Genomic DNA, 18,044 nt, shown 5'->3' with positions numbered 1-18,044 from the left:
TGCGAAGATCGACACCTGCGCGCAGGCTCGAGCGGGGCGTGAGCGTGCCTATTCCAAGGCAGGGTTGAAACGCGACTTTGCGATGTCGAGTTTCTGGGACAACAGGGTTCATGAGGCATGTTGGTAAGGCGGCTGAGCGCTTGATGATCCCTGCAGTTGCCAAAACGGGTTGGGGAACGCGTAGTGCCTAGGTACTTTGGTTGTTGCGACAAGGAAGTGGTCACACGCGATGCTGATCTGGATCCATATCAAGTGCGGGTTTCTGACGTCTGCGCTCCAGCGCTGTGTGAGCGGCTAGATCAAACGCTCCCAGCTCTGCCTGCAGCTCGCTCAGCTTGTGTTCCCGCAGTAGCAATTCCATTGCGGCGCATCTCTGTGCCAGAGCGGTTTCATGTATGAAGGCGAAGGCGCCGCGTAGGGAATGCAAGTGCTTGCCAATCAGTTCGACTTCGTCCGTGGCGGCCGCGGTGGTGCTGTTCACTGGCTTGGCGAGCATGGCTTCCCCAATGGCCGCAACGGATGCCTCCAGAGAGGACAGAAGCGGAACGTGGATTTCTGGTGGCAGCGCCCCGATGGCGATGTCCCAGGGTTCCTTTGCGCCTGCGTCGGCGGGTGTGCCTTTGCCGAGCTGCGCCAAGGTGGTTCGCAGCGCCTCAAACAGAACAGGTTTGATCAGAATGCTGTTGATGCCAGCATCCATGCTGTGCGCGTGATCGCGCTCAGAGGCATGTGCGGTAACTGCGATGATAGGTGCGGTAACCCGGAGGTTGCGAAGGTATGTGGCGAAGGTAAAGCCATCCATGCCCGGCATGTTCAGATCGGTCAGTATCAAGTCATAGCTGTGATTGGCAAAGGTGGCGATTGCGGCGGCACAGTCCTCAAACGTATTGGCGGTGTAGCCGAGCGCTTCCAATTGCAGCTGCAGCAGCTTCCTATTGGCCGGATGGTCGTCGACCACGAGAACGTGCATGGGAGCGCGTTGCTGTGCAGCAGTACTTGCCTCCATGGCGCTTTCCGGTTGTTCTGCAACTCCGGCGTCCTGCAGCGGCAAGGTGACGATGAACGTGCTGCCGTTACCTGGAGCACTCTTGACCTGGATGTTGCCGTGCATCAGCTCCGCCAGGTGTCTGCAAAGTGCAAGCCCAAGCCCGGTGCCGCCGTAGCGGTGAGGGATCGTGGAGTCGGCTTGGGAAAACGTACCGAACAGCGTAGCTTGCTGCGCCGCGCTTATGCCGGTGCCTGTATCACTGACGCCGAGGATGATGGCGGAGTCGCTAGCGGCATCATCCTTCAGGTAAACCTCAAGCAGGACATCGCCGGTTTCGGTGAATTTGATTGCGTTGCTGAGCAGGTTGAAGATTATCTGACGGACTCCAGTCGGGTCGCCGAGGTAATTGGCGCGCAGGCCATCGTCCAGAATCAGGTCGATTCCCAGCCCTTTGGCTTGGGCCATGGGTGAGAACAGGTCGATGCATTGTCGTGCGACTTCCTTGAGGTCGAATGGTATCGACTCGATCGTCATCTGCCCGGACTCGACCTTGGAGAAGTCCAGAATGTCATTGATGGTATTCAACCTGGCAGCGGATGATGAGGTGGCCGCATGTAGTCGATTGCTCTGGCTCACTGTCAACGTTGTGCGTTCAAGCAGCTCATGATTGCCGAGGATCGCATCGAGTGGTGTGCGGGTTTCGTGGCTCATGATGGCCAGGAGTGTCGACTTTGCCTCGTTTGCAGCTTCCGATGCCGGGCGCGCATTGTCCAGTTCCTGCTCGATCTGCTTGGCCCGGCAGCGGCCTGGATGTTCAGTTCAATGCCGAGCGTAGCCATGGCTTCGACATCATGTTTGCGGAACGCATCGAAGAATTCAACATGCAGGTGGCGTGCTGAATCTGCCACGGCATCCGACTATGGCGCCATGACGCCGTTATGAAGAAGGATTTCGCCCATTGGCAGTGAGGAAGGCCTGGCCGAATGCGACGGCCTCTACCATCGTTCGGTTGAGATCATCGCTTTCGATGATGCGTTCGGAGCGTACATAACCTGGACGGAAAACCTTTCATTCAATCAAAAGCAGTACCGCCCAGACACAGCCAATCGCAAGCAGCATAGGCGCGACGTCCGCCAGCAAGGTGGGCCGCAACGCGGTGATGATCGTCCGCCATGGGAAGGTGTGGATCAGCTGCCAGCCATGGTTGGCAGCCGAGATCGGGTCAGTTGCGAAGAAGTGGACATCCTTCTTCTCGAATCTGCCGCGCTTGTCTGCGGGTGTACCCGCAGACAAGCGGCTGATCGGGAGAAGTGCGGTCTTGCGTGCGTTCGGTTGCCGGGCGCCGGGGAGCAGCTCGCCACGAGGACTGGTCCGGTTCGCGTGCCCCTCCGCAATGTATTCCCTCTTCGAGGGGATCACTACAGTAGTCACCGTGCCAAGGATCAGCGTCGTGATGATGCCGCCTGCACCGAACAGCGCGCCTTGGTGCCGGCTCAGCAGTCTCAAGGTATTTGCTCGGGCAGGTGGCTGCGTGCCTGGCTGGCCCTTCGACAGCGAGTTGTCGGAGACCATTTGAGACTCAACTCACGGTTGGGGATTACCTGTTGTGGCGGGGAGAAGTGCCGCTACCGGGGCTTGTCTGAAGGGATGAGGGGGAATATTCGGACTAGGCCGATGTAGGCCTGGCGGCGCTACTGGAACAATGACTTCATCGAAAGCAGCCTCTTCCCCGATACCGCCGCTTCTGGCATGGAGACAGCACCCATGAACGCTCTAGCAAAATTCGTGTCACCACGACCGGAAACCCAGATGATCCAGAACGCGCTGGTGGTTGATGGTAATGAACTGCAGCATGTTCCAATGGCCAAAGTACTGCGTCAATCAGGGGTGTCTGAAGTACTCTCTGCCTTGGATGGTGCCCGCGCAGTCGCGGCCTTGAGGGACCGCAGCTGGGATCTGGTGATCCTTGATCTGGATACCGCGGACCTGACCGGCCTGCAGGTCATCGATCTGCTGGCAGAACGTTGTCGGTCTGCTCGTCTGGCCATCATCAGCAGTCAGCCAAGTCGGATCCTGAGCGCTGCGTCGGCGTACGCTACGCACCGCGGTCTGAGTGTGGTGGCTGCGCTGCGCAAGCCGCTGAAGGCGGAGCAGATCCGTGGCATCATCGCTGGGTCGTTGGAGCTGGCAGCGCAGGTGCAGGGAACCGTGGTTGCAAGCAGGCAGGCGGTGCAGGAGTTCTCTCCGGAAGATCTGCGCGGTGCGTTGCTGGACCAGGAGATCCATGCGTATTACCAGCCACAGCACTGTGCCATCACAGGCCTGTTGCGTGGTGCCGAGGTATTGGCGCGCTGGCATCGGCGCGACGGCTCGGTTCTGGCACCGGCGGACTTTCTCCCGGCGATTGAGCGCGCCGGGCTGCTTGAAGCCTTTACCAATTACATGCTGTCCTGTGCCTTTGACCACATCGCTGCCGAGGACTCCAGCTCGCCACTGTTGATTGCGATAAACGTGCCGGCAAGGGTTGCAACGGGTGTGCACTGGGCACAAAGCGTTGCTGACCATGCTTACCATGCTGGCGTCGACCCGGCCCGGGTGGTCATCGAGATCACTGAAGATGGCGGTGAGCTGTGCAATCCAGCGCTTGCCGGGGCTGTTACCCAGTTGCGCTTGCGTGGCTTCAACTGTGCCATCGACGATTTTGGAAGTGGTGATTCTTCCTTGGACAGGTTGCTGCACGTACCCTTCAATGAACTGAAGATCAACCGCAGCATGTTGGTCGAGGCGCGCGATCACCCGCATGCTCGCAGCCTGCTGGCCAGCACGATTGCGATGGCCAGACAGATGGTTGCCACGGTGGTCATGGAGGGCGTGGAGAGTTATCTGGACCTGGATATGGTGCGCAGCCTTGGCTGCCACACGACCCAGGGTTATCTGCACGGGCGGGCCATGACCAAAAAGGACTACGTGCAGTACGTGGCGGAGCAGAACTGATGTGGTGGTGACGGGGTCCTTGGCATGGTGCATGACAGGGACGATGCGGGGTAGCTATGGCGCCCTGCATCGGCTGCTACTGCGGATGCAAGTGTTCTTGAAAGCCCCCGGCTGTAACAGGCGGGGGCTTTCGTGTTCCGGCGCTCTGCGTCGTGGTGGCGTTCACCACGTCGATGCGATGCAAGACGTAACGCCGACCACAAGGCCCACCGAGCTCAACGCTGCGAATCCGGCTGGATCGGTGTGATGGCCGACAGCGCCCATAATGGATCCGCGTGCGAGTGGGGTAAGTGTGGGTTACTCGGCTGGCGTTGGATTCGGGCAACCAGCCGCTGAATTGTCAGATGGTATGCAGAAGTCTTATGGCTGATGAACGCGAATGCTAGACGACCCAGAGGTGCGATGGGTTGGCCAGAGATCGTGAAGGAGGGGCGGGTCCCTCGTTCCCTCGATGAATCACGCGCTTCAAAGAAGGTATTCAGCTCGTTGCGCCAACGCTGAGCTGTGATGGCGGGATGGAGATTGCAGATGGCGGGAGAAGCCTGGCCTCGTGGCTGAGACCGGAACCCGGCTCCTGCCCGTTTCGGCTTGTTCGGCGCCGGGTTCGGACTGTGACCGCAATCTTCTTTTTGTTGGCGCCGCGCCGGATCGGAATGATGAGGGCAGAGGGAAACCTGGAGTGCGCCTGAATGTGGCTTGCATGCAGACGTCATTGGATGAAAGTGCCGCTGGTTGCTGGTCGCGGCTTTCCTGCAGCAAAGGGATTGACGGAACGGCCACGTTTCCAGCGTGCAGGTAGATGGTTGCACCGAGCACGCGTTGGCGCTGCAGGTAGGGTGGGAAAGCAGCGTCCGTTGGCCGAAGGGGCCTGCACCGGCCAGGCCACCCCAGATATCTTTCATAAGTCTTTGTCTTTGAGCGCGATGTGACATAAATTCTGTCCTGACGTGCCTCGCAGGGTAGGGGATGCCTCCTCAGCCTGGATTGGCCAGCTGCCAGCGCACTTCAGGGAGAGCCATGCCATGAGTGGTTTCAAGATCCGGGTGATCTTGGCTGACGATCACCCGGGCATGATCGCCGGGGTGAAGTACGAGCTTTCAACCGTGGCCACCCTCGACCTCGTCGGGACAGCGGCGGACTCAACTGAGTTGATGGCGCTGCTGGGCAGCGTTGCATGTGATGTGGTCATCTCCGACTATGCGATGCCGGCAGGCGACTTCGGCGACGGGATCGCGCTATTCGGGATGATTGCCAGGCGCTACCCGCAGGTGAAACTGGTGGTGCTGACGATGCTCGATAACCCTGCGGTGTTGCACACGCTGCTTGCCCAAGGGGTTATGTGTATCGTCAGTAAATCGGATGCGCTGACACACCTGGTGCCTGCGGTTCACGCAGCACAGAGCGGCGGGCGCTATTACTCGCCCACCATCGAGAAGGTGGTGCAGGGCATCGAACTCAACCGCCGCAGCCGAAATCCTAATGGGGTACTCAGCATCCGTGAGTCAGAAGTGGTGCGGCTTTATGCCTCTGGGTTGACGGTCAACGAGATCGCCGAGCGTCTGCATCGAAGCAAGAAAACGATCAGCACCCAGAAGGCCAGCGCAATGGAGAAACTGTCCATCGAGAAGGATGTTGACTTGCTGCGCTATGCCATGGAAAACGGATTGGTGACCTCGTCAGGGGGTAGTCCAGCTGCTTCCGAGGCAAGCGAGAGTTGAGGATGCTGATATTGGAGCCCTGCAAGGGAGGGGGCTGCTGACTCAGCCCTGGGCTGGGTCAATCAAGGTCCAGCCCGTTCTTTCCCGACTCCCACTGCAGCATGATCTTCCGCCTCCGCTGTGGTGAGGCGTACATGAACATGTTGAGTGTCTCCAGGAACTGATTCTTCTGGAGGGTGGATAGGCGCGCGAAATCGATCAGCAGCCGTCTTACGTCTGCGGTTTTCTTGTCCATCTTTGTATGTTCTCAGCCGCAGCTCAAAAGCAATGCACGCATGCGAGCGCCACATTGGCGCCGCACAAGGAATTTGCTCATGTTGTGACAAGCGGCCTAGCGCAGCCATAGGACCTGTCCCAATAAGCCGGAGATATCTTGCCTTTTACTTGGCCGATAGACTTCGGAATTGGGGGGGGAGGACTGTCCTTTTGTTGCGTGTGTGCCGTAGCGGCAGACTGGAGGTCAGCGGCTACGTGCCTCGCACGATCGGTTTAGCAGGCGCGTGCAATGGACGGGCCTGCCTCGGCATCGGCCAAGCCGGATTCGATGCCGTATCTCAACAGGTCGACGTCGCGTTTCAGCCCAAGCTTGAGCATGGCTGCGCCTTTCTGCGTGCTGATGGTCTTCTTGCTGCGACTCAAGCGCTCGGCAATCTCGTTGACGGTCAAGCCGGAGACGAAGAAGCGGATGACCTCCAGTTCGCGGGTGGTGAGTGTCTGCACACCGGAGTTGCCGGCAGTGACGGAGCCGGCGATCTCGGTGATGGTGGGCGACAGATAGCGACCATTGGCGAAGGCGCCGTGAACGGCTGGCATGAGGTGATTCAGGGAGTCGCACTTGCTCAGGATGCAGGAGATGCCCAAGCTCAATAGCGAGTGCACGATGCCGGGGTTCTCCAGCATGGTCAGCACAACGATCTTGATTGACGGATAGCGCTTCTTGATCAGTTTGAACAGCGCAATGCCGTCACCATAGCGGCCACCCGGCATGGAGTAGTCGGAGATGAGGACGTCGCACGGACTGCGCGAGAGCACGTCCATGAGCTCGGTCGAGTTGCGCGCTGAACCTGTTACGGAGATAGTGCCGGCAGCGGTAAGTACGTACTGAAGGCCGGCACGCACGGCTGAGTGATCGTCCGCGAGGACAACGCGGAGGCTGAGTGGCTTCATGGCGAATCGGCTTCAGTTGTTGAACGGGAAGAAACCTCTACATTGCAGTCAGTAGCGCCGCACATCGCTGGCGCATGGCATGAGGGGCGAAGAGGCTGTGGCTTGCTATGCGTCTGCTGTTACTTTATTGGCGTAGTGTCAGCAAAGTAAGCACCACGGGTCCTATTCGATGCATTGGCTTTGTAAGACAAGTCTGAAGCTCGTCTCGTGTGTGGGTGAAGCGGCACAGTCGCGCGGGCAATCACCTGCTTCAAGTATCACGCTAGTTGCTTGCGAATGCGTTGATCTTGCAAGCAATTCTACGGATGCTGGCAGCCAATTTGCGACCAGCTTCTGGAAGATCGTCGGTTTAACCTGTTCGCCCGTTCCATCGCGGAAATCACCGCATGATCGAAGGGTGTTGCACGATTATCCAGCGACGGACTTCGTTCTCTGCAGATCAGTGCGCAAAAAGTGACGTATCACACTATGATTGGGCGCGATCTGTTTTGGATATGGACATGGTTGATGATCATCGGGTAGCGGACGAAACCGGGCCGGCGCCAGCGAAACGACGAGGCCGGCCTCGGCTTTACGACACGCCGCTATCGCAGGCTGAGCGCGCAAAGCGCTACCGCAAGGCCCGGCGATGGGATGAGAGCAGTCTGGACGACTGCCGCGACCCGGTATTGATGGATCGACTGAGTTGGGCGTTGAAGCACAAGGATACATCCGAGGACGCCAAGGCTGCGTTGGATATCTATCTGGAGGAGCTGGTGCGCCGTCACCATAGCAAAGGCAAGCTCGCCTTCAAGTGATCCAGGCCGCCTTGGATTCAGGGCGGCGTACTGGACCAGTAAGGCGCTGCCGCGCTGATAGCGCTGCAGGCAAGGATCCAGACTGGACGGGCCCGGGTTGGCCATCGCAAGCGGCGATATGCAATTGGACTCTTGCGGGTAGCTGCACGCCGGCTCTGCCTTGGTATCCAACAGGAAAGTACTCAGATCCGCAGCGCATCCACCACCAGTGCGAACGCAGCCGAATGCTGGCGGCGGCTGGGGTAATACAGGTGATAGCCGGGGAAGGGCGGGCACCAGTTCTGCAGCACGCGCACCAGCCGGCCTTGCTCGATGTGATCGCCGAACTCTTCCTCCGGCAGGAAGGTGATACCAAGACCATCCAGCGCCGCCTGCACCATCGGCGGCGAGGTGTTGAACACCGCCTGGCTTTCGACCCGCACGTTCACCTGCCTGCCGTTGCGCTCGAATTCCCATACGTACAAGCCGCCCGAGGTGGCGAAGCGGATGTTGATGCAACTGTGCCGGGTCAGGTCTGCAGGGACCTTGGGTATCGGGTGTTTGTCGAAGTAGGCCGGTGAAGCGGCTGCTGCCATCCGTACCTTGGGGCTGATCGGCAGGGCGATCATGTCCTTGTCGATGCTCTCGCCCAGTCGCACACCCGCGTCGAAGCGATCGGCGACGATGTCGCGCAGCGCGTAGCTGACGTCGAACTCGATGCGGATGTCGGGATAGCGGTGCATCAACGGCAGCAGCTTGGGTAGCAGGATGGTCTGCAACGAGTGATCACCGCAGGTCAGGCGCAGGGAGCCGGCCGGCTTGTCGCGCAGCTCGGTGAGTGCATCCAGCTCCGCTTCGATCTCGTCGAAGCGGTTGCCAATGGCCAGCAACAGGCGCTCGCCTGCCGGAGTGGGCGAGACGCTGCGGGTGGTGCGGGTGAGCAGGCGGATCTGCAGCCGCTCTTCCAGTGCCTTGATGGCCTGGCTGAGCGCGGACTGCGAGACGCCCAGCAGCGCACCCGCGCGGGTGAAATTCCCTTCACGCGCCACGGTGACGAAGGCCAGTAGATCATTGAGGTTGCGTCGTGCCATGGCCGCAGTGTGGCACGGCTGATTGATTAGTTCAGCTAATAGTGGCTAGAAGCATTGATTACCTTATCAGCCGAGTCATCGCGGTGGACAATGGCCACCTTCCCCAAACACCGCCGGAGTTCCCATGTCTGTCAAAGCCTATGGCGCCTATGCCGCCGACAAGCCGCTGGAGTCGATGGACATCAGCCGTCGCGCGCCGGGGCCGCACGATGTGCAGATCGACATCGCCTATTGCGGCATCTGCCACTCCGACCTGCACCAGGTGCGTGCAGAATGGGCGGGTACCCAGTTCCCTTGCGTGCCGGGCCATGAAATCGTCGGCCGCGTAGCCGCGGTCGGCGCGCACGTGAGTGGCTTCAAGCCCGGCGATCTGGTGGGTATCGGCTGCATCGTCGACAGCTGCAAGCAGTGCGAAGACTGCGATGCCGGGCTGGAAAACTATTGTGACGGCATGGTCGGCACCTACAACGGTGCTACCGCGGATGCGCCGGGTTGGACGCTGGGCGGCTATTCGCAGGAAATCGTGGTTCATGAGCGTTATGTGCTGCGCATCGGCCACCCCGAAGACCAGCTGGCCGCGGTCGCGCCCCTGCTGTGCGCCGGCATCACCACCTATTCGCCGCTCAAGCACTGGAATGCCGGTCCCGGCAAGACGGTAGGCGTGGTCGGCATTGGCGGTCTGGGCCATATGGGCATCAAGCTGGCCCATGCGATGGGCGCACATGTCATCGCCTTCACCACGTCCGAGTCCAAGCGCGAGGCCGCCCTGGCACTGGGTGCGGATGAAGTGGTGGTGTCGCGTGACGCTGCAGCGATGGCAGCACAGGGCAAGCGCTTCGACCTGATCGTCAACACGGTTGCCGCGCCGCACGACCTGGATGCTTTCCTTGCACTGCTCAAGCGTGACGGTGCGATGGTGCTGGTGGGGGCGCCGGCGACGCCACACCCGTCGCCGAATGTGTTCAACATGATCACCAAGCGCCGCACCCTGGCCGGTTCGATGATTGGTGGCATTCCGGAAACCCAGGAGATGCTGGATTTCTGCGCGAAGCACCAGATCGTGGCGGATATCGAGTTGATCCGTGCCGAGGAGATCAACGAAGCCTACGAGCGCATGCTCAAGGGCGACATCAAGTATCGTTTCGTGATCGATAACGCCACCATGGGCGGTTGAGGCGGCTTGCCGAGTCGATAGTTGCCTGCAGCGTTGGCCCTGACGGCCAGCGCTGCAGTGAAGGCGCCGCATGGCCTGCTGGCGGCTTTCACTGCTGTTGCCGCTATGCCACGTCGCCCGGCAGGTAGTGCTGATCAAGCGGATCAGCTCAGGGCCCCGTATCTTCCATGGAATCCAGCCAGCCCATCGTCCTGATGGTTGCTGGGCGCTTCCCGGCCGTCCAAAGCCTTGGCGGGACCGGTCTCTCAAGGAACACCTATGCAGGACTCACTGAAGAGCCTTGGGCTCATTGCGGTGGCTGTGCCGATGGCCGCGATCACGGAAGTCCCGGTATCCGCAGCTTCAACAACGCAGCATGTTTCGGAAGCTGGCAGCCGGCCACCGCTCGCAGGCAGTGCGGAGCATTTCACCGGGCGCGTACGCATCGACCCGGTGTGGTCGGCCGATCCAGCGCTCACCGCCTCCGGCGCCTGGGTGACCTTCGAGCCTGGCGCGCGTTCGGCCTGGCATTCACACCCTGCAGGACAGCGTCTGGTGGTGATGTCCGGGGTGGGGCTTACCCAGGAATGGGGCAAGCCTGTGCAGCAGATCCGGCCGGGCGATGTGATCACCTGCCCGGCGGGTGTCAAACACTGGCATGGTGCCGGGCCGACAACCGCCATGACCCATCTGGCGGTCACTGGTGTACTCGATGGCAACAATGTCGAGTGGATGGAGCAGGTGAGTGATGAGCAGTATGACGCCGCTCAATAGGCACACCCCGTTCCTGTCTTCGCATCTTGCTGGGGAAGGTCCATAGCGCGCACGAAGGCTGCGCGCGTCTTTGTGACCACGTGGCAGTAGCCGGCTGCGTACAGGGTTTGGTTCTCGCGACACGGTGATGCTCCCGCCGTGGCTCTGGACGCAACGAGTCCGCTTCTGTGTCGGCACCGCGGCAATACCGCGCAGCTGATCAATACAAACATCATGTGAAGAGGTTTCCCATGTCGACTCCCGTCGTCGGCACGCCCGTGCGTGCCTGTGAGGCGCTGGACGAGGCTGCATCTCACTGGAGTGGCGTGTTCGCCATGACCCTGTGCGTGTTCGCCTTGATCGCCTCCGAGTTCCTGCCTGTCAGCCTGCTTACGCCAATGGCTGCCGATCTGGGTGTCAGCGAAGGCCTGGTGGGGCAGGGCATCGCCATCTCGGGTGCGTTCGCGGTGGTGACCAGCCTGCGCATAGCGCGATTGGCAGGCAATACTGATCGCAGGACCTTGCTGCTCGCATTGACCGGGTTGATGGCCGTGTCTGGCAGCGTGGTGGCACTGGCACCAAACTACCCTGTCTATCTGGTCGGGCGCGCACTTATCGGCGTGGTTGTCGGCGGATTCTGGTCGATGTCCGCGGCCACCGCCATGCGGCTGGTGCCTGCTGCGCAGGTGCCACGCGCCCTGGCCGTCTTCAACAGCGGCAACGCATTGGCGACCGTGATTGCGGCGCCGCTCGGCAGCTATCTCGGCGCCGTCATGGGCTGGCGCAGTGCCTTCTTCTGCCTGGTTCCGATCGCACTGATAGCGCTGGTGTGGCAGTGGTGCAGCCTGCCGTCGATGAAGGCTGAGTGTGTCGATGCGGCCAGCGGCGTGCTTCGTCTGCTCAGTCGCAGGGCCGTGGCGCTTGGCATGGCGGCCTGCGCGGCATTCTTCATGGGTCAGTTTGCACTGTTCACCTACGTGCGACCTTTTCTGGAGACGGTGACGCAGCTCGACGTGTCTGCACTGTCCTGGGTGTTGCTGGGGATTGGTCTGAGTGGATTCATCGGCACTGCCTTGATTGGTGGCGTACTCAAGCAAGGTCTGTATCCGGTGCTGATTCTCATACCGGTACTGATGGCAGTGATCGCGCTTGCGCTGATACCGATGGGGCGCTCGCTGACAGCCGTCGCCGTGCTGCTTGGGTTGTGGGGGCTGCTTGCCACCGCTGCGCCGGTGGGCTGGTGGAGCTGGATTGCGCAGACCCTGCCCGGTGAGGCGGAAGCCGGCGGCGGCTTGATGGTTGCGGTGATCCAGTTGGCTATCGCGCTGGGGTCTACGCTTGGAGGACTGTTGTTTGACCACAGCGGCTACCAGAGCACCTTCGTCATGAGTGCAGTAGTACTTGCATCGGCTGCGCTGCTTTCCGTGGTGATCTCACGATTGCCTCTTGGACCCGCGCCGTAAGTGTTCCTCCTTGCAACGAGCCTCCCGCTAGGATGTGCACCTGGCGGGACACGCCGGCAAGCGTCGCTCTGACCCGGCAACTCGATGACAGGGCTACCAACGAATCGCTGGCGGTACCGGCGAGTCGTGCGAAGGGAACAGGGGAAGCACGTATTCCGACAGCTCCTGCAGGACGTCCTGTGCCGGACGCTGACTGAACTGGATTCCCAGGGCCGCATGGTTGACGTCCGCACGCTGCCATTCATCGAGCAGATCGATCAGGCCGTTGCGGCCCGTGCGTAAGGTGTAGCCGCCATCGACAGCCGTTCTGGGATGGTTGGGGTCTTCCACCAGATCGATCCACTCGTTGGTGACGTGCGGGCGGAAGCCGCCATCCCCGATCAAAGCTCGCCACGCGCGTATCTTCTCGGCCAGACGCTTTGGGCCAGCGGCGTGGTGGGTGGCATCCGGGTAGGTCAGCCAACCATCGGCATGTTCGGCAACCCATTGCAGCGACTGCCGCGAGGTCCCGGTCACCAACAGCGGCACCGCACCTGCCACCGGCTTGGGCAGCAGCTCAACGCCTTGCGCACGACCCAGAGGCGAGTTGATGTTCAACATGCCGGGCTGCATCAACTCGCGGACGTAGCTGACCGTATCTGCGAAGCGTTCGGCACGTTGTGCGTGTTCGATGCCATACGCCGGAAACTCAACCGGCCTGTCGCCAGAAGCGATACCCATCACCAGGCGCCCACCAGACAGCTGGTCAATGGTGGCTGCCGACTTGGCCAGGTCGATGGGGTGCCGCAGCGAGAAAATGGCGCTGCCAGTAGCCAAGGCAATGTGCTCGGTCTGTGCAGCAAGGAATGCTAGGTAGGTGAACGGGTCGAAGACCTGCCCGGCATCACCGAACAAAGGATCGAACAAGGGAACGTCGCGTACCCAGACTGCAGCAAATCCAGCGCGATCCAGTTGAGCAACCAGCGCGGACTGCCCGGCCAGGATTCGCATGTCGCCGCGATAGAAGCGCAACGGCAGGAAGATGCCAAGGCTCAGTGCGTCTTGGCGGAACATCCGCTGGTAGCCACGGTGGTGCGCAAACGCGGGAGCGGATGCTCCCTTGAGCGCTGTCTGCATATCGATGCTGTTGTTCAATACGCTCACTTTCTGGTTCTCGATCATGGACCGGTCGCCGGTTCGGGGATAAGTACGCCGCGCTTTACGGCGGGTCGTTCGGCGACACGGGCGTGCCAGTCGCTCAAGTTCGGATAGGCGCTGAAGTCCAGGTCGATGACACGGGCGATATGCGTCCAGCCAAAACCGGCGATGTCGGCGATGGAGTATTCGTCTCCGGCCAGCCAAGGCCGGTCAGCCAGACGCTGATCCAGGGTCGCGAAGAACTCGTTGCTCAAGCGCCGGTAGCGCTCAATCGCGACCGGGAGTGCTTCGTGGGCAAACATCTCGAAGTGAACGCGCTGGCCAAGGATCGGGCCAACGCTGGCGGCATGGAACATCAGCCAGGTGATCGCTTCCCATCGTGCCGTCGCGTGCCGGGGTAGAAGACGGCCGCTCTTTTCAGCCAGGTACAACAGGATGGCAGCCGACTCGAAGACAGTGATGCCAGCAGATTCGTCCACAAGCACGGGAATGCGCGCGTGAGGGTGCAGTTTCAGAAACTCCGGATGCCGGTGCGCGCCTTCGGCGATGCGCACGTGATGCAGCTGATAGGGGAGTTCAAGTTCTTCCAGCGCAATGCTTATCTTGAAGCCGTTTGGTGAGCTGTCGGTATGGAGATGAAGTGTTGGGCTGAGCACGAAGTAGTCCTTTCGTTGGGATGCAGTTCACCGAACCCACCTGGGGGCGAGACCCGGTGCGTAGCTGGCGAAAGTGAGAAGCAGGTGTTGGGCCTGCGTGTTGCTGCAGGCCGCAATGGGCGGCCGCATGGTGTTGAGCTTGATTGCCCAGCTCACCCCTGCAACTGGCGGGTGCAGTTGCTGCGCTCGATCTGAAACCGGAGTGCTTTAACTCGCGCTGTGCGTTTTCTTGCCAGTGCAATCTCAGTGCACGCTGCTAGGTTTTGATGGTTTGTTGGGGTGGCGCAAGCTGATCGTCTGCTGCAGGAAACCGGGCTCCTGTCGACCGGGAATGCTTGCAGTCTATGCTGCGGCATCAACCATGGAAAACGATCTTATCTGCTCGGCAACATCAGATTTTCTAATGTTTGTTTATGCCGGCTCTGCGGCGATTGCGGGAACAGGGACGCCCTAACCTCACGCCTTTCTGTGGGTTTAGTGTTGGGTTTAGTACCGGAATGCACATGGTGATCAGTCCTTGTCACCCAGACCGAAGATCGCCGGAAGCCGTGCATTGAAGAATTCAGCTTTTCTCATTTCAGAAAATGATCCATGCTGGCCCGGCTTGATGGGCACAAGCGCAGCAGAGACCCATCACTTCCAAGCGTGAAAGATCGGGAAATTGAACCAATGGGTGCTGTCCTACCGTTGTTGGCGTTGCGTGCATTCGTGGAGACCGGTCGTCACGGCAGCCTCAAGGCAGCTGCCGAGGTCATGGGGGTTACGCCGGGTGCAGTGAGCCAGCAACTCAAACTGTTGAGTGACCGTACCGGCGTCACGCTCTTCATCCGCAATCGGCATGGTGTCGCGCTCAGTCCAGCAGGCGCGCAAGTCTATCCAGCCTTGCTTCGCGCCTTCGATACCATCCAGGACAGCATGGCTGTTCTGGAGGCGATCAACGGGCGGCAGACACTGACGATCAGCACAGTTCCCGGTTTTGCCGCGTCCTGGTTGGTGCCTCGACTGGGCCGCTTCACCGAAGAGCATCCGGACATCGAGGTGCGCGTTGAAGCTTCATCGGCCCTGGTTGATCTGCGCCGCGACCGCATCGATATAGCGATTCGTCACGGGCTGGGCGAGTACCCGGGCCTGGTCTCGCGTCACCTTGCGTCGCCGGTGTTCCTGCCGGTGGCGAGTCCTGGTTTGCTGGCCAAGGGCAAACCGATCCGTAAGCCAATCGATTGCCTCAAGTACCCACTTCTGCAGGACTCCGATCGCAGTGATTGGCGACTTTGGTACAAGGCACTGGGAGTAGCGGACGATCCCCGTATCGAGCGAGGCGTCGCGTTCGATGATGATGTGTTGTTGATCCGCGCTGCCGAGGCGGGGCAGGGGATTGCTTTGGCGCGCGATGTGTACGTGCAGGCGGAAGTCGCCAGTGGTCGATTGGTGGTCGCGTTGGATCAGCCGTGGCCTTCCGAGTTCGCCTACTACGCCGTGACCCTTCCGGGGGCGGATGGCAAGCCCGCCATTGCCTCATTCCTCGGCTGGCTGCAGGGCGAGGCCAACGGCGATAATGCTCTGCTTTGACGGGAATGGATAGGATCCTTGCCAAAGCTGTCGGTGGACATGCCCCGCGAGCGTCTCAGCGCTGTTTTTTTCCAGAGACATACGGGTTGCCGGCGACCCACCATCGCCATGGCAGGTCCACGGCTTTGGATATGCCAACGCGCGGTCCTTGGCCGGGAACGAGGGGCGGCGGCGTTCCATCGGAGACAATCCGGATGCCGCGATCACCGCTTACCAGGTCAGCGCCGTCATGCGCACGGTTCAATCCAAATGCCTGGGACAGCTTGCCGGGGCCGTTGGCCAGGTCGATGGTGCGCTTTGCAGCTGGCCTGAGCGCATGCATCAGATCCAAACCCTGCAACGGCTGTGCCGCCCTGAGCAGCACGCCTACGCCTTCATCGGGCTCTCCGCAGACCGCATTGCTGCCCCAGTGCATGCCATAGGTGAAGTAGACATAGAGATGACCTGCTGGGCCGAACATGGTGGCGTTGCGCGCGGTTTTGCCTCTGAACGAATGCGCGGCGGGGTCGTCACCACCGGCATAGGCCTCCACTTCGACGATGCGTGCACAGCGGCCATCGTCGTGAACCAGCAATTTGTTGAGCAGCTCCGGCGCTACCACAGTGGGATGCCTGCGATAGAAATCGCGTGGGAGCACCATCGAGTCTGCAGGAAGGGGCTTCATGTGCCGATCCTAGCCGTGGCTGCCGTCACCTGCCAGCAGGCTGCTTGGCGGATCGTTCCATAGGTCTTCTTTACGGCGATGGATCTGACCCGGTCAGCGGGAGCAGCACCATCGTTTCAATCAGTGTCCGCGTGCTCACCAATCGGTAGGCGCATAGTCCTTAAGGAATTGGCCCCAGACGTGTTCACCGGTGTTGAAGCCATGGATGATCGGGTCGACGATGCGTGCGGCGCCATCAACGATGTCCAACGGCGGGTGGAAACGTTCTTCCTGCACCTTGCGCGCTGCCAGGCCCGCCGGATCTTCATCGGTGACCCAACCGGTATCCACGCTGTTCATGTGGATGCCGTCGTTCTGGTAATCGGCCGCCGAGGTGCGCGTCATCATGTTCAACGCGGCCTTGGCCATATTGGTATGCGGATGGCGGGTGGTCTTGAAGTTGCGGTAGAACTGGCCTTCCATCGCCGACACGTTGACGATGTGCTTGTCGCGCTCTGGCGTGGCCAGCATCAGCGGCTTCAGGCGTGCGTTGATGATGAACGGTGCGATGGCATTGACCAGCTGGGTTTCCAGCAGCTCCACTGACGGCACCTCGGCCATGCGCAGGCGCCAGGAATTGCTGTCGCGCAGGTCCACCTGCTGCAGGTCCTGGTCCAGGCGGCCATCGGGGAACAGATGGCGCTGGCCCAATAGTTCGTCAGCCAGCAGTGGCACCTGCGAAAGCTCGGCGGCGCGGGTCAAACCGTCAGTACCGACAGCTTGCGGCGACGGCAGCGCGGCCGCCGCGACCGGCAACAGGTCCGCGCTGCGCAGGCCTTCGTAATTGCCGATCAGCTTGCGGATGGTTTCCGGCAGGCTCTGCACGGCAGCGGTTTCGCCGGCCATCATGTGCGCATAGAACTGCGGCGGACGACGCACGGTCTGGCAGGCGTTGTTGATGATGAAGTCCAGGCGCGTGCGCGTGGCCAACAGCTCGCTGCAGAAGGCCTCGACGCTGGGCGTATGGCGCAGGTCCAACCCGTAGACCTGCAGGCGGTGGCCCCACACGGCGAAGTCGGGTTCTTCGGCATAGCGGGCTGCCGAGTCGCGCGGGAAGCGCGTGGTCACGATCAGCTCGGCGCCGGCACGCAGCAGCTTCAGGCCGGCCTGGTAGCCGATCTTGACGCGGCCACCGGTCAGCAACGCCACGCGTCCACGCAGGTCGGCGGTCTCGGTGCGCTTGATGTAGTTCAGGTCGGCGCAGGCCGGGCACATCTGGTCGTAGAAGTGATGCAGCTGGGTGAACTTCTGCTTGCACACGTAGCAGTGGCGCAGCTCGGGCGAATGCACCGGCTCTTCAGCAACCGCAGCGCCTTCACCATTGCTGGCATCGTGCAACCCGGCTGCATGCGGCGGGAAGTAGTTCGGGGTGCTGAACACCGGCTTGCGGCGCAGGGCGCGGATGCCGGTCTGTTCAAGCAGCGCCTCTGACTTGCGCACCTTTTCCTGGTGGCGCTCACGGGCCTGCTTCTTGAGCATCTGCCGGCGTGCCTTGGGTTCGGGGTGGAAGATCCTGGCAACGACCTGGTGCAGGCGTACACGGTCGGCTTCAGGCAGCGCATCGAGTACGCCGCGATCCGCGTCGATGGCCTCCAGCAGATCCAGCGCGTCGCGCAGACGATCCGCCAAGGGCAGGGCAGGGGCAACAGGGGTATCGATGGCGTTCAAATGACGATCCGGGAAGAGCGGCGGCAAGCCGTGAATGGACAGCAGAGCGATGACCGCCTCGATGCGGGTCCATGCTGTAGCGGGCCGGGAGCGTCCGGCCGGTGGCAATTGTCCCAGATATCAGGGGCTTGGCGCCAATATCGGGATAATGGACTGGCGGCGGCGCCTGCACGGCCGCCTTCCCGGACCGATCTCACCGGAGCTGATG

Annotated in this window: 17 protein-coding genes; 8 read left to right on the top strand and 9 right to left on the bottom strand. The window is 61.0% G+C overall.

Features of this window, described 5'->3' with window-relative positions; genetic code table 11:
* Positions 1 to 220 precede the first annotated feature (220 nt).
* On the bottom strand, positions 221 to 1,699 hold the full coding sequence (locus tag AC1VWL_RS01375) for a response regulator (RefSeq protein WP_482985479.1): 1,479 nt from the start codon (positions 1,697 to 1,699) through the stop codon (positions 221 to 223).
* Between the two features lie 20 nt (positions 1,700 to 1,719).
* Between AC1VWL_RS01375 and AC1VWL_RS01370 the strand changes: the two genes are divergently transcribed.
* Entirely contained in the window at positions 1,720 to 1,887 is a 168-nt protein-coding gene (locus tag AC1VWL_RS01370) for a hypothetical protein (RefSeq protein WP_482985478.1), read from the top strand.
* Positions 1,888 to 2,056: 169 nt separating this feature from the next.
* On the opposite strand, the gene AC1VWL_RS01365 is transcribed toward AC1VWL_RS01370, so the two are convergent.
* Complete coding sequence (locus AC1VWL_RS01365) at positions 2,057 to 2,560, bottom strand: hypothetical protein (RefSeq protein ID WP_482985477.1); 504 nt, start codon at positions 2,558 to 2,560, stop codon at positions 2,057 to 2,059.
* A gap of 192 nt (positions 2,561 to 2,752) precedes the next feature.
* Between AC1VWL_RS01365 and AC1VWL_RS01360 the strand changes: the two genes are divergently transcribed.
* The gene (locus tag AC1VWL_RS01360) at positions 2,753 to 3,982 is read left to right on the top strand and encodes an EAL domain-containing response regulator (RefSeq protein ID WP_482985476.1); all 1,230 of its coding nucleotides are present in this window, start codon (positions 2,753 to 2,755) and stop codon (positions 3,980 to 3,982) included.
* A 1,022-nt stretch (positions 3,983 to 5,004) separates the two neighbouring features.
* Positions 5,005 to 5,700 carry a response regulator gene (locus AC1VWL_RS01355; protein WP_481533721.1) on the top strand — a complete coding sequence of 232 codons (696 nt, stop codon included), beginning with the start codon at positions 5,005 to 5,007 and terminating at the stop codon, positions 5,698 to 5,700.
* 58 nt (positions 5,701 to 5,758) lie between these two features.
* Here the strand turns inward: AC1VWL_RS01355 and AC1VWL_RS01350 are convergent, their stop codons facing one another.
* Both AC1VWL_RS01350 and AC1VWL_RS01345 read right to left on the bottom strand, forming a co-directional pair.
* A complete protein-coding gene (locus AC1VWL_RS01350) occupies positions 5,759 to 5,935 on the bottom strand; it encodes a hypothetical protein (RefSeq protein WP_481533722.1) in 177 nt (58 codons plus the stop codon).
* Positions 5,936 to 6,189: 254 nt separating this feature from the next.
* On the bottom strand, positions 6,190 to 6,867 hold the full coding sequence (locus AC1VWL_RS01345; protein WP_482985475.1) for a response regulator: 678 nt from the start codon (positions 6,865 to 6,867) through the stop codon (positions 6,190 to 6,192).
* 500 nt (positions 6,868 to 7,367) lie between these two features.
* Here AC1VWL_RS01345 and AC1VWL_RS01340 point away from each other — a divergent pair, with 500 nt between their 5' ends.
* On the top strand, positions 7,368 to 7,664 hold the full coding sequence (locus AC1VWL_RS01340; RefSeq protein WP_482985474.1) for a hypothetical protein: 297 nt from the start codon (positions 7,368 to 7,370) through the stop codon (positions 7,662 to 7,664).
* A 182-nt stretch (positions 7,665 to 7,846) separates the two neighbouring features.
* Here AC1VWL_RS01340 and AC1VWL_RS01335 read toward each other — a convergent pair whose 3' ends face one another.
* A complete protein-coding gene (locus AC1VWL_RS01335; protein ID WP_481533725.1) occupies positions 7,847 to 8,734 on the bottom strand; it encodes a LysR family transcriptional regulator in 888 nt (295 codons plus the stop codon).
* 124 nt (positions 8,735 to 8,858) lie between these two features.
* Between AC1VWL_RS01335 and AC1VWL_RS01330 the strand changes: the two genes are divergently transcribed.
* The 3 genes from AC1VWL_RS01330 to AC1VWL_RS01320 all read left to right on the top strand — a co-directional run bounded on the left by AC1VWL_RS01330 (position 8,859) and on the right by AC1VWL_RS01320 (position 12,103).
* Positions 8,859 to 9,908: an NAD(P)-dependent alcohol dehydrogenase gene (locus AC1VWL_RS01330; protein ID WP_481533726.1), complete on the top strand. Its 1,050-nt coding sequence runs from the start codon at positions 8,859 to 8,861 to the stop codon at positions 9,906 to 9,908.
* A 258-nt stretch (positions 9,909 to 10,166) separates the two neighbouring features.
* The gene (locus tag AC1VWL_RS01325; RefSeq protein ID WP_481533727.1) at positions 10,167 to 10,661 is read left to right on the top strand and encodes a (R)-mandelonitrile lyase; all 495 of its coding nucleotides are present in this window, start codon (positions 10,167 to 10,169) and stop codon (positions 10,659 to 10,661) included.
* Between the two features lie 230 nt (positions 10,662 to 10,891).
* The gene (locus AC1VWL_RS01320; RefSeq protein WP_482985473.1) at positions 10,892 to 12,103 is read left to right on the top strand and encodes an MFS transporter; all 1,212 of its coding nucleotides are present in this window, start codon (positions 10,892 to 10,894) and stop codon (positions 12,101 to 12,103) included.
* Positions 12,104 to 12,196: 93 nt separating this feature from the next.
* Here the strand turns inward: AC1VWL_RS01320 and AC1VWL_RS01315 are convergent, their stop codons facing one another.
* Positions 12,197 to 13,264 carry an LLM class oxidoreductase gene (locus AC1VWL_RS01315; RefSeq protein ID WP_482985472.1) on the bottom strand — a complete coding sequence of 356 codons (1,068 nt, stop codon included), beginning with the start codon at positions 13,262 to 13,264 and terminating at the stop codon, positions 12,197 to 12,199.
* The gene (locus AC1VWL_RS01310) at positions 13,261 to 13,896 is read right to left on the bottom strand and encodes a glutathione S-transferase family protein (RefSeq protein ID WP_481533730.1); all 636 of its coding nucleotides are present in this window, start codon (positions 13,894 to 13,896) and stop codon (positions 13,261 to 13,263) included. The genes AC1VWL_RS01315 and AC1VWL_RS01310 overlap by 4 nt, the downstream gene beginning before the upstream one ends.
* A 591-nt stretch (positions 13,897 to 14,487) precedes the next feature.
* Here AC1VWL_RS01310 and AC1VWL_RS01305 point away from each other — a divergent pair.
* The gene (locus AC1VWL_RS01305; protein ID WP_481533731.1) at positions 14,488 to 15,465 is read left to right on the top strand and encodes a LysR substrate-binding domain-containing protein; all 978 of its coding nucleotides are present in this window, start codon (positions 14,488 to 14,490) and stop codon (positions 15,463 to 15,465) included.
* A gap of 55 nt (positions 15,466 to 15,520) precedes the next feature.
* Here AC1VWL_RS01305 and AC1VWL_RS01300 read toward each other — a convergent pair whose 3' ends face one another.
* Both AC1VWL_RS01300 and AC1VWL_RS01295 read right to left on the bottom strand, forming a co-directional pair.
* A complete protein-coding gene (locus AC1VWL_RS01300) occupies positions 15,521 to 16,129 on the bottom strand; it encodes a DNA-3-methyladenine glycosylase (RefSeq protein ID WP_481533732.1) in 609 nt (202 codons plus the stop codon).
* A 135-nt stretch (positions 16,130 to 16,264) separates the two neighbouring features.
* Positions 16,265 to 17,836, bottom strand: a complete 1,572-nt coding sequence (locus tag AC1VWL_RS01295; RefSeq protein ID WP_482985471.1) for an SDR family NAD(P)-dependent oxidoreductase — start codon at positions 17,834 to 17,836, stop codon at positions 16,265 to 16,267.
* Positions 17,837 to 18,044: the final 208 nt, after the last annotated feature.

The sequence above is a fragment of the Stenotrophomonas sp. STEN063 genome (assembly GCF_056854515.1).
The sequence above is the reverse complement of the archived record's forward strand: the minus strand, read 5'-3'. Positions and strand labels throughout refer to the sequence as shown.

Excerpts from the sequence above, each read along its gene's own strand:
- AC1VWL_RS01375 (WP_482985479.1), bottom strand. The coding sequence starts at position 1,699 with ATGAGCCACGAAACCCGCACACCACTCGATGCGATCCTCGGCAATCAT.
- AC1VWL_RS01365 (WP_482985477.1), bottom strand. The coding sequence starts at position 2,560 with ATGGTCTCCGACAACTCGCTGTCGAAGGGCCAGCCAGGCACGCAGCCA.
- AC1VWL_RS01360 (WP_482985476.1), top strand. The coding sequence starts at position 2,753 with ATGAACGCTCTAGCAAAATTCGTGTCACCACGACCGGAAACCCAGATG.
- AC1VWL_RS01355 (WP_481533721.1), top strand. The coding sequence starts at position 5,005 with ATGAGTGGTTTCAAGATCCGGGTGATCTTGGCTGACGATCACCCGGGC.
- AC1VWL_RS01350 (WP_481533722.1), bottom strand. The coding sequence starts at position 5,935 with ATGGACAAGAAAACCGCAGACGTAAGACGGCTGCTGATCGATTTCGCG.
- AC1VWL_RS01345 (WP_482985475.1), bottom strand. The coding sequence starts at position 6,867 with ATGAAGCCACTCAGCCTCCGCGTTGTCCTCGCGGACGATCACTCAGCC.
- AC1VWL_RS01340 (WP_482985474.1), top strand. The coding sequence starts at position 7,368 with ATGGTTGATGATCATCGGGTAGCGGACGAAACCGGGCCGGCGCCAGCG.
- AC1VWL_RS01335 (WP_481533725.1), bottom strand. The coding sequence starts at position 8,734 with ATGGCACGACGCAACCTCAATGATCTACTGGCCTTCGTCACCGTGGCG.
- AC1VWL_RS01330 (WP_481533726.1), top strand. The coding sequence starts at position 8,859 with ATGTCTGTCAAAGCCTATGGCGCCTATGCCGCCGACAAGCCGCTGGAG.
- AC1VWL_RS01325 (WP_481533727.1), top strand. The coding sequence starts at position 10,167 with ATGCAGGACTCACTGAAGAGCCTTGGGCTCATTGCGGTGGCTGTGCCG.
- AC1VWL_RS01320 (WP_482985473.1), top strand. The coding sequence starts at position 10,892 with ATGTCGACTCCCGTCGTCGGCACGCCCGTGCGTGCCTGTGAGGCGCTG.
- AC1VWL_RS01315 (WP_482985472.1), bottom strand. The coding sequence starts at position 13,264 with ATGATCGAGAACCAGAAAGTGAGCGTATTGAACAACAGCATCGATATG.
- AC1VWL_RS01305 (WP_481533731.1), top strand. The coding sequence starts at position 14,488 with ATGCTGGCCCGGCTTGATGGGCACAAGCGCAGCAGAGACCCATCACTT.
- AC1VWL_RS01300 (WP_481533732.1), bottom strand. The coding sequence starts at position 16,129 with ATGAAGCCCCTTCCTGCAGACTCGATGGTGCTCCCACGCGATTTCTAT.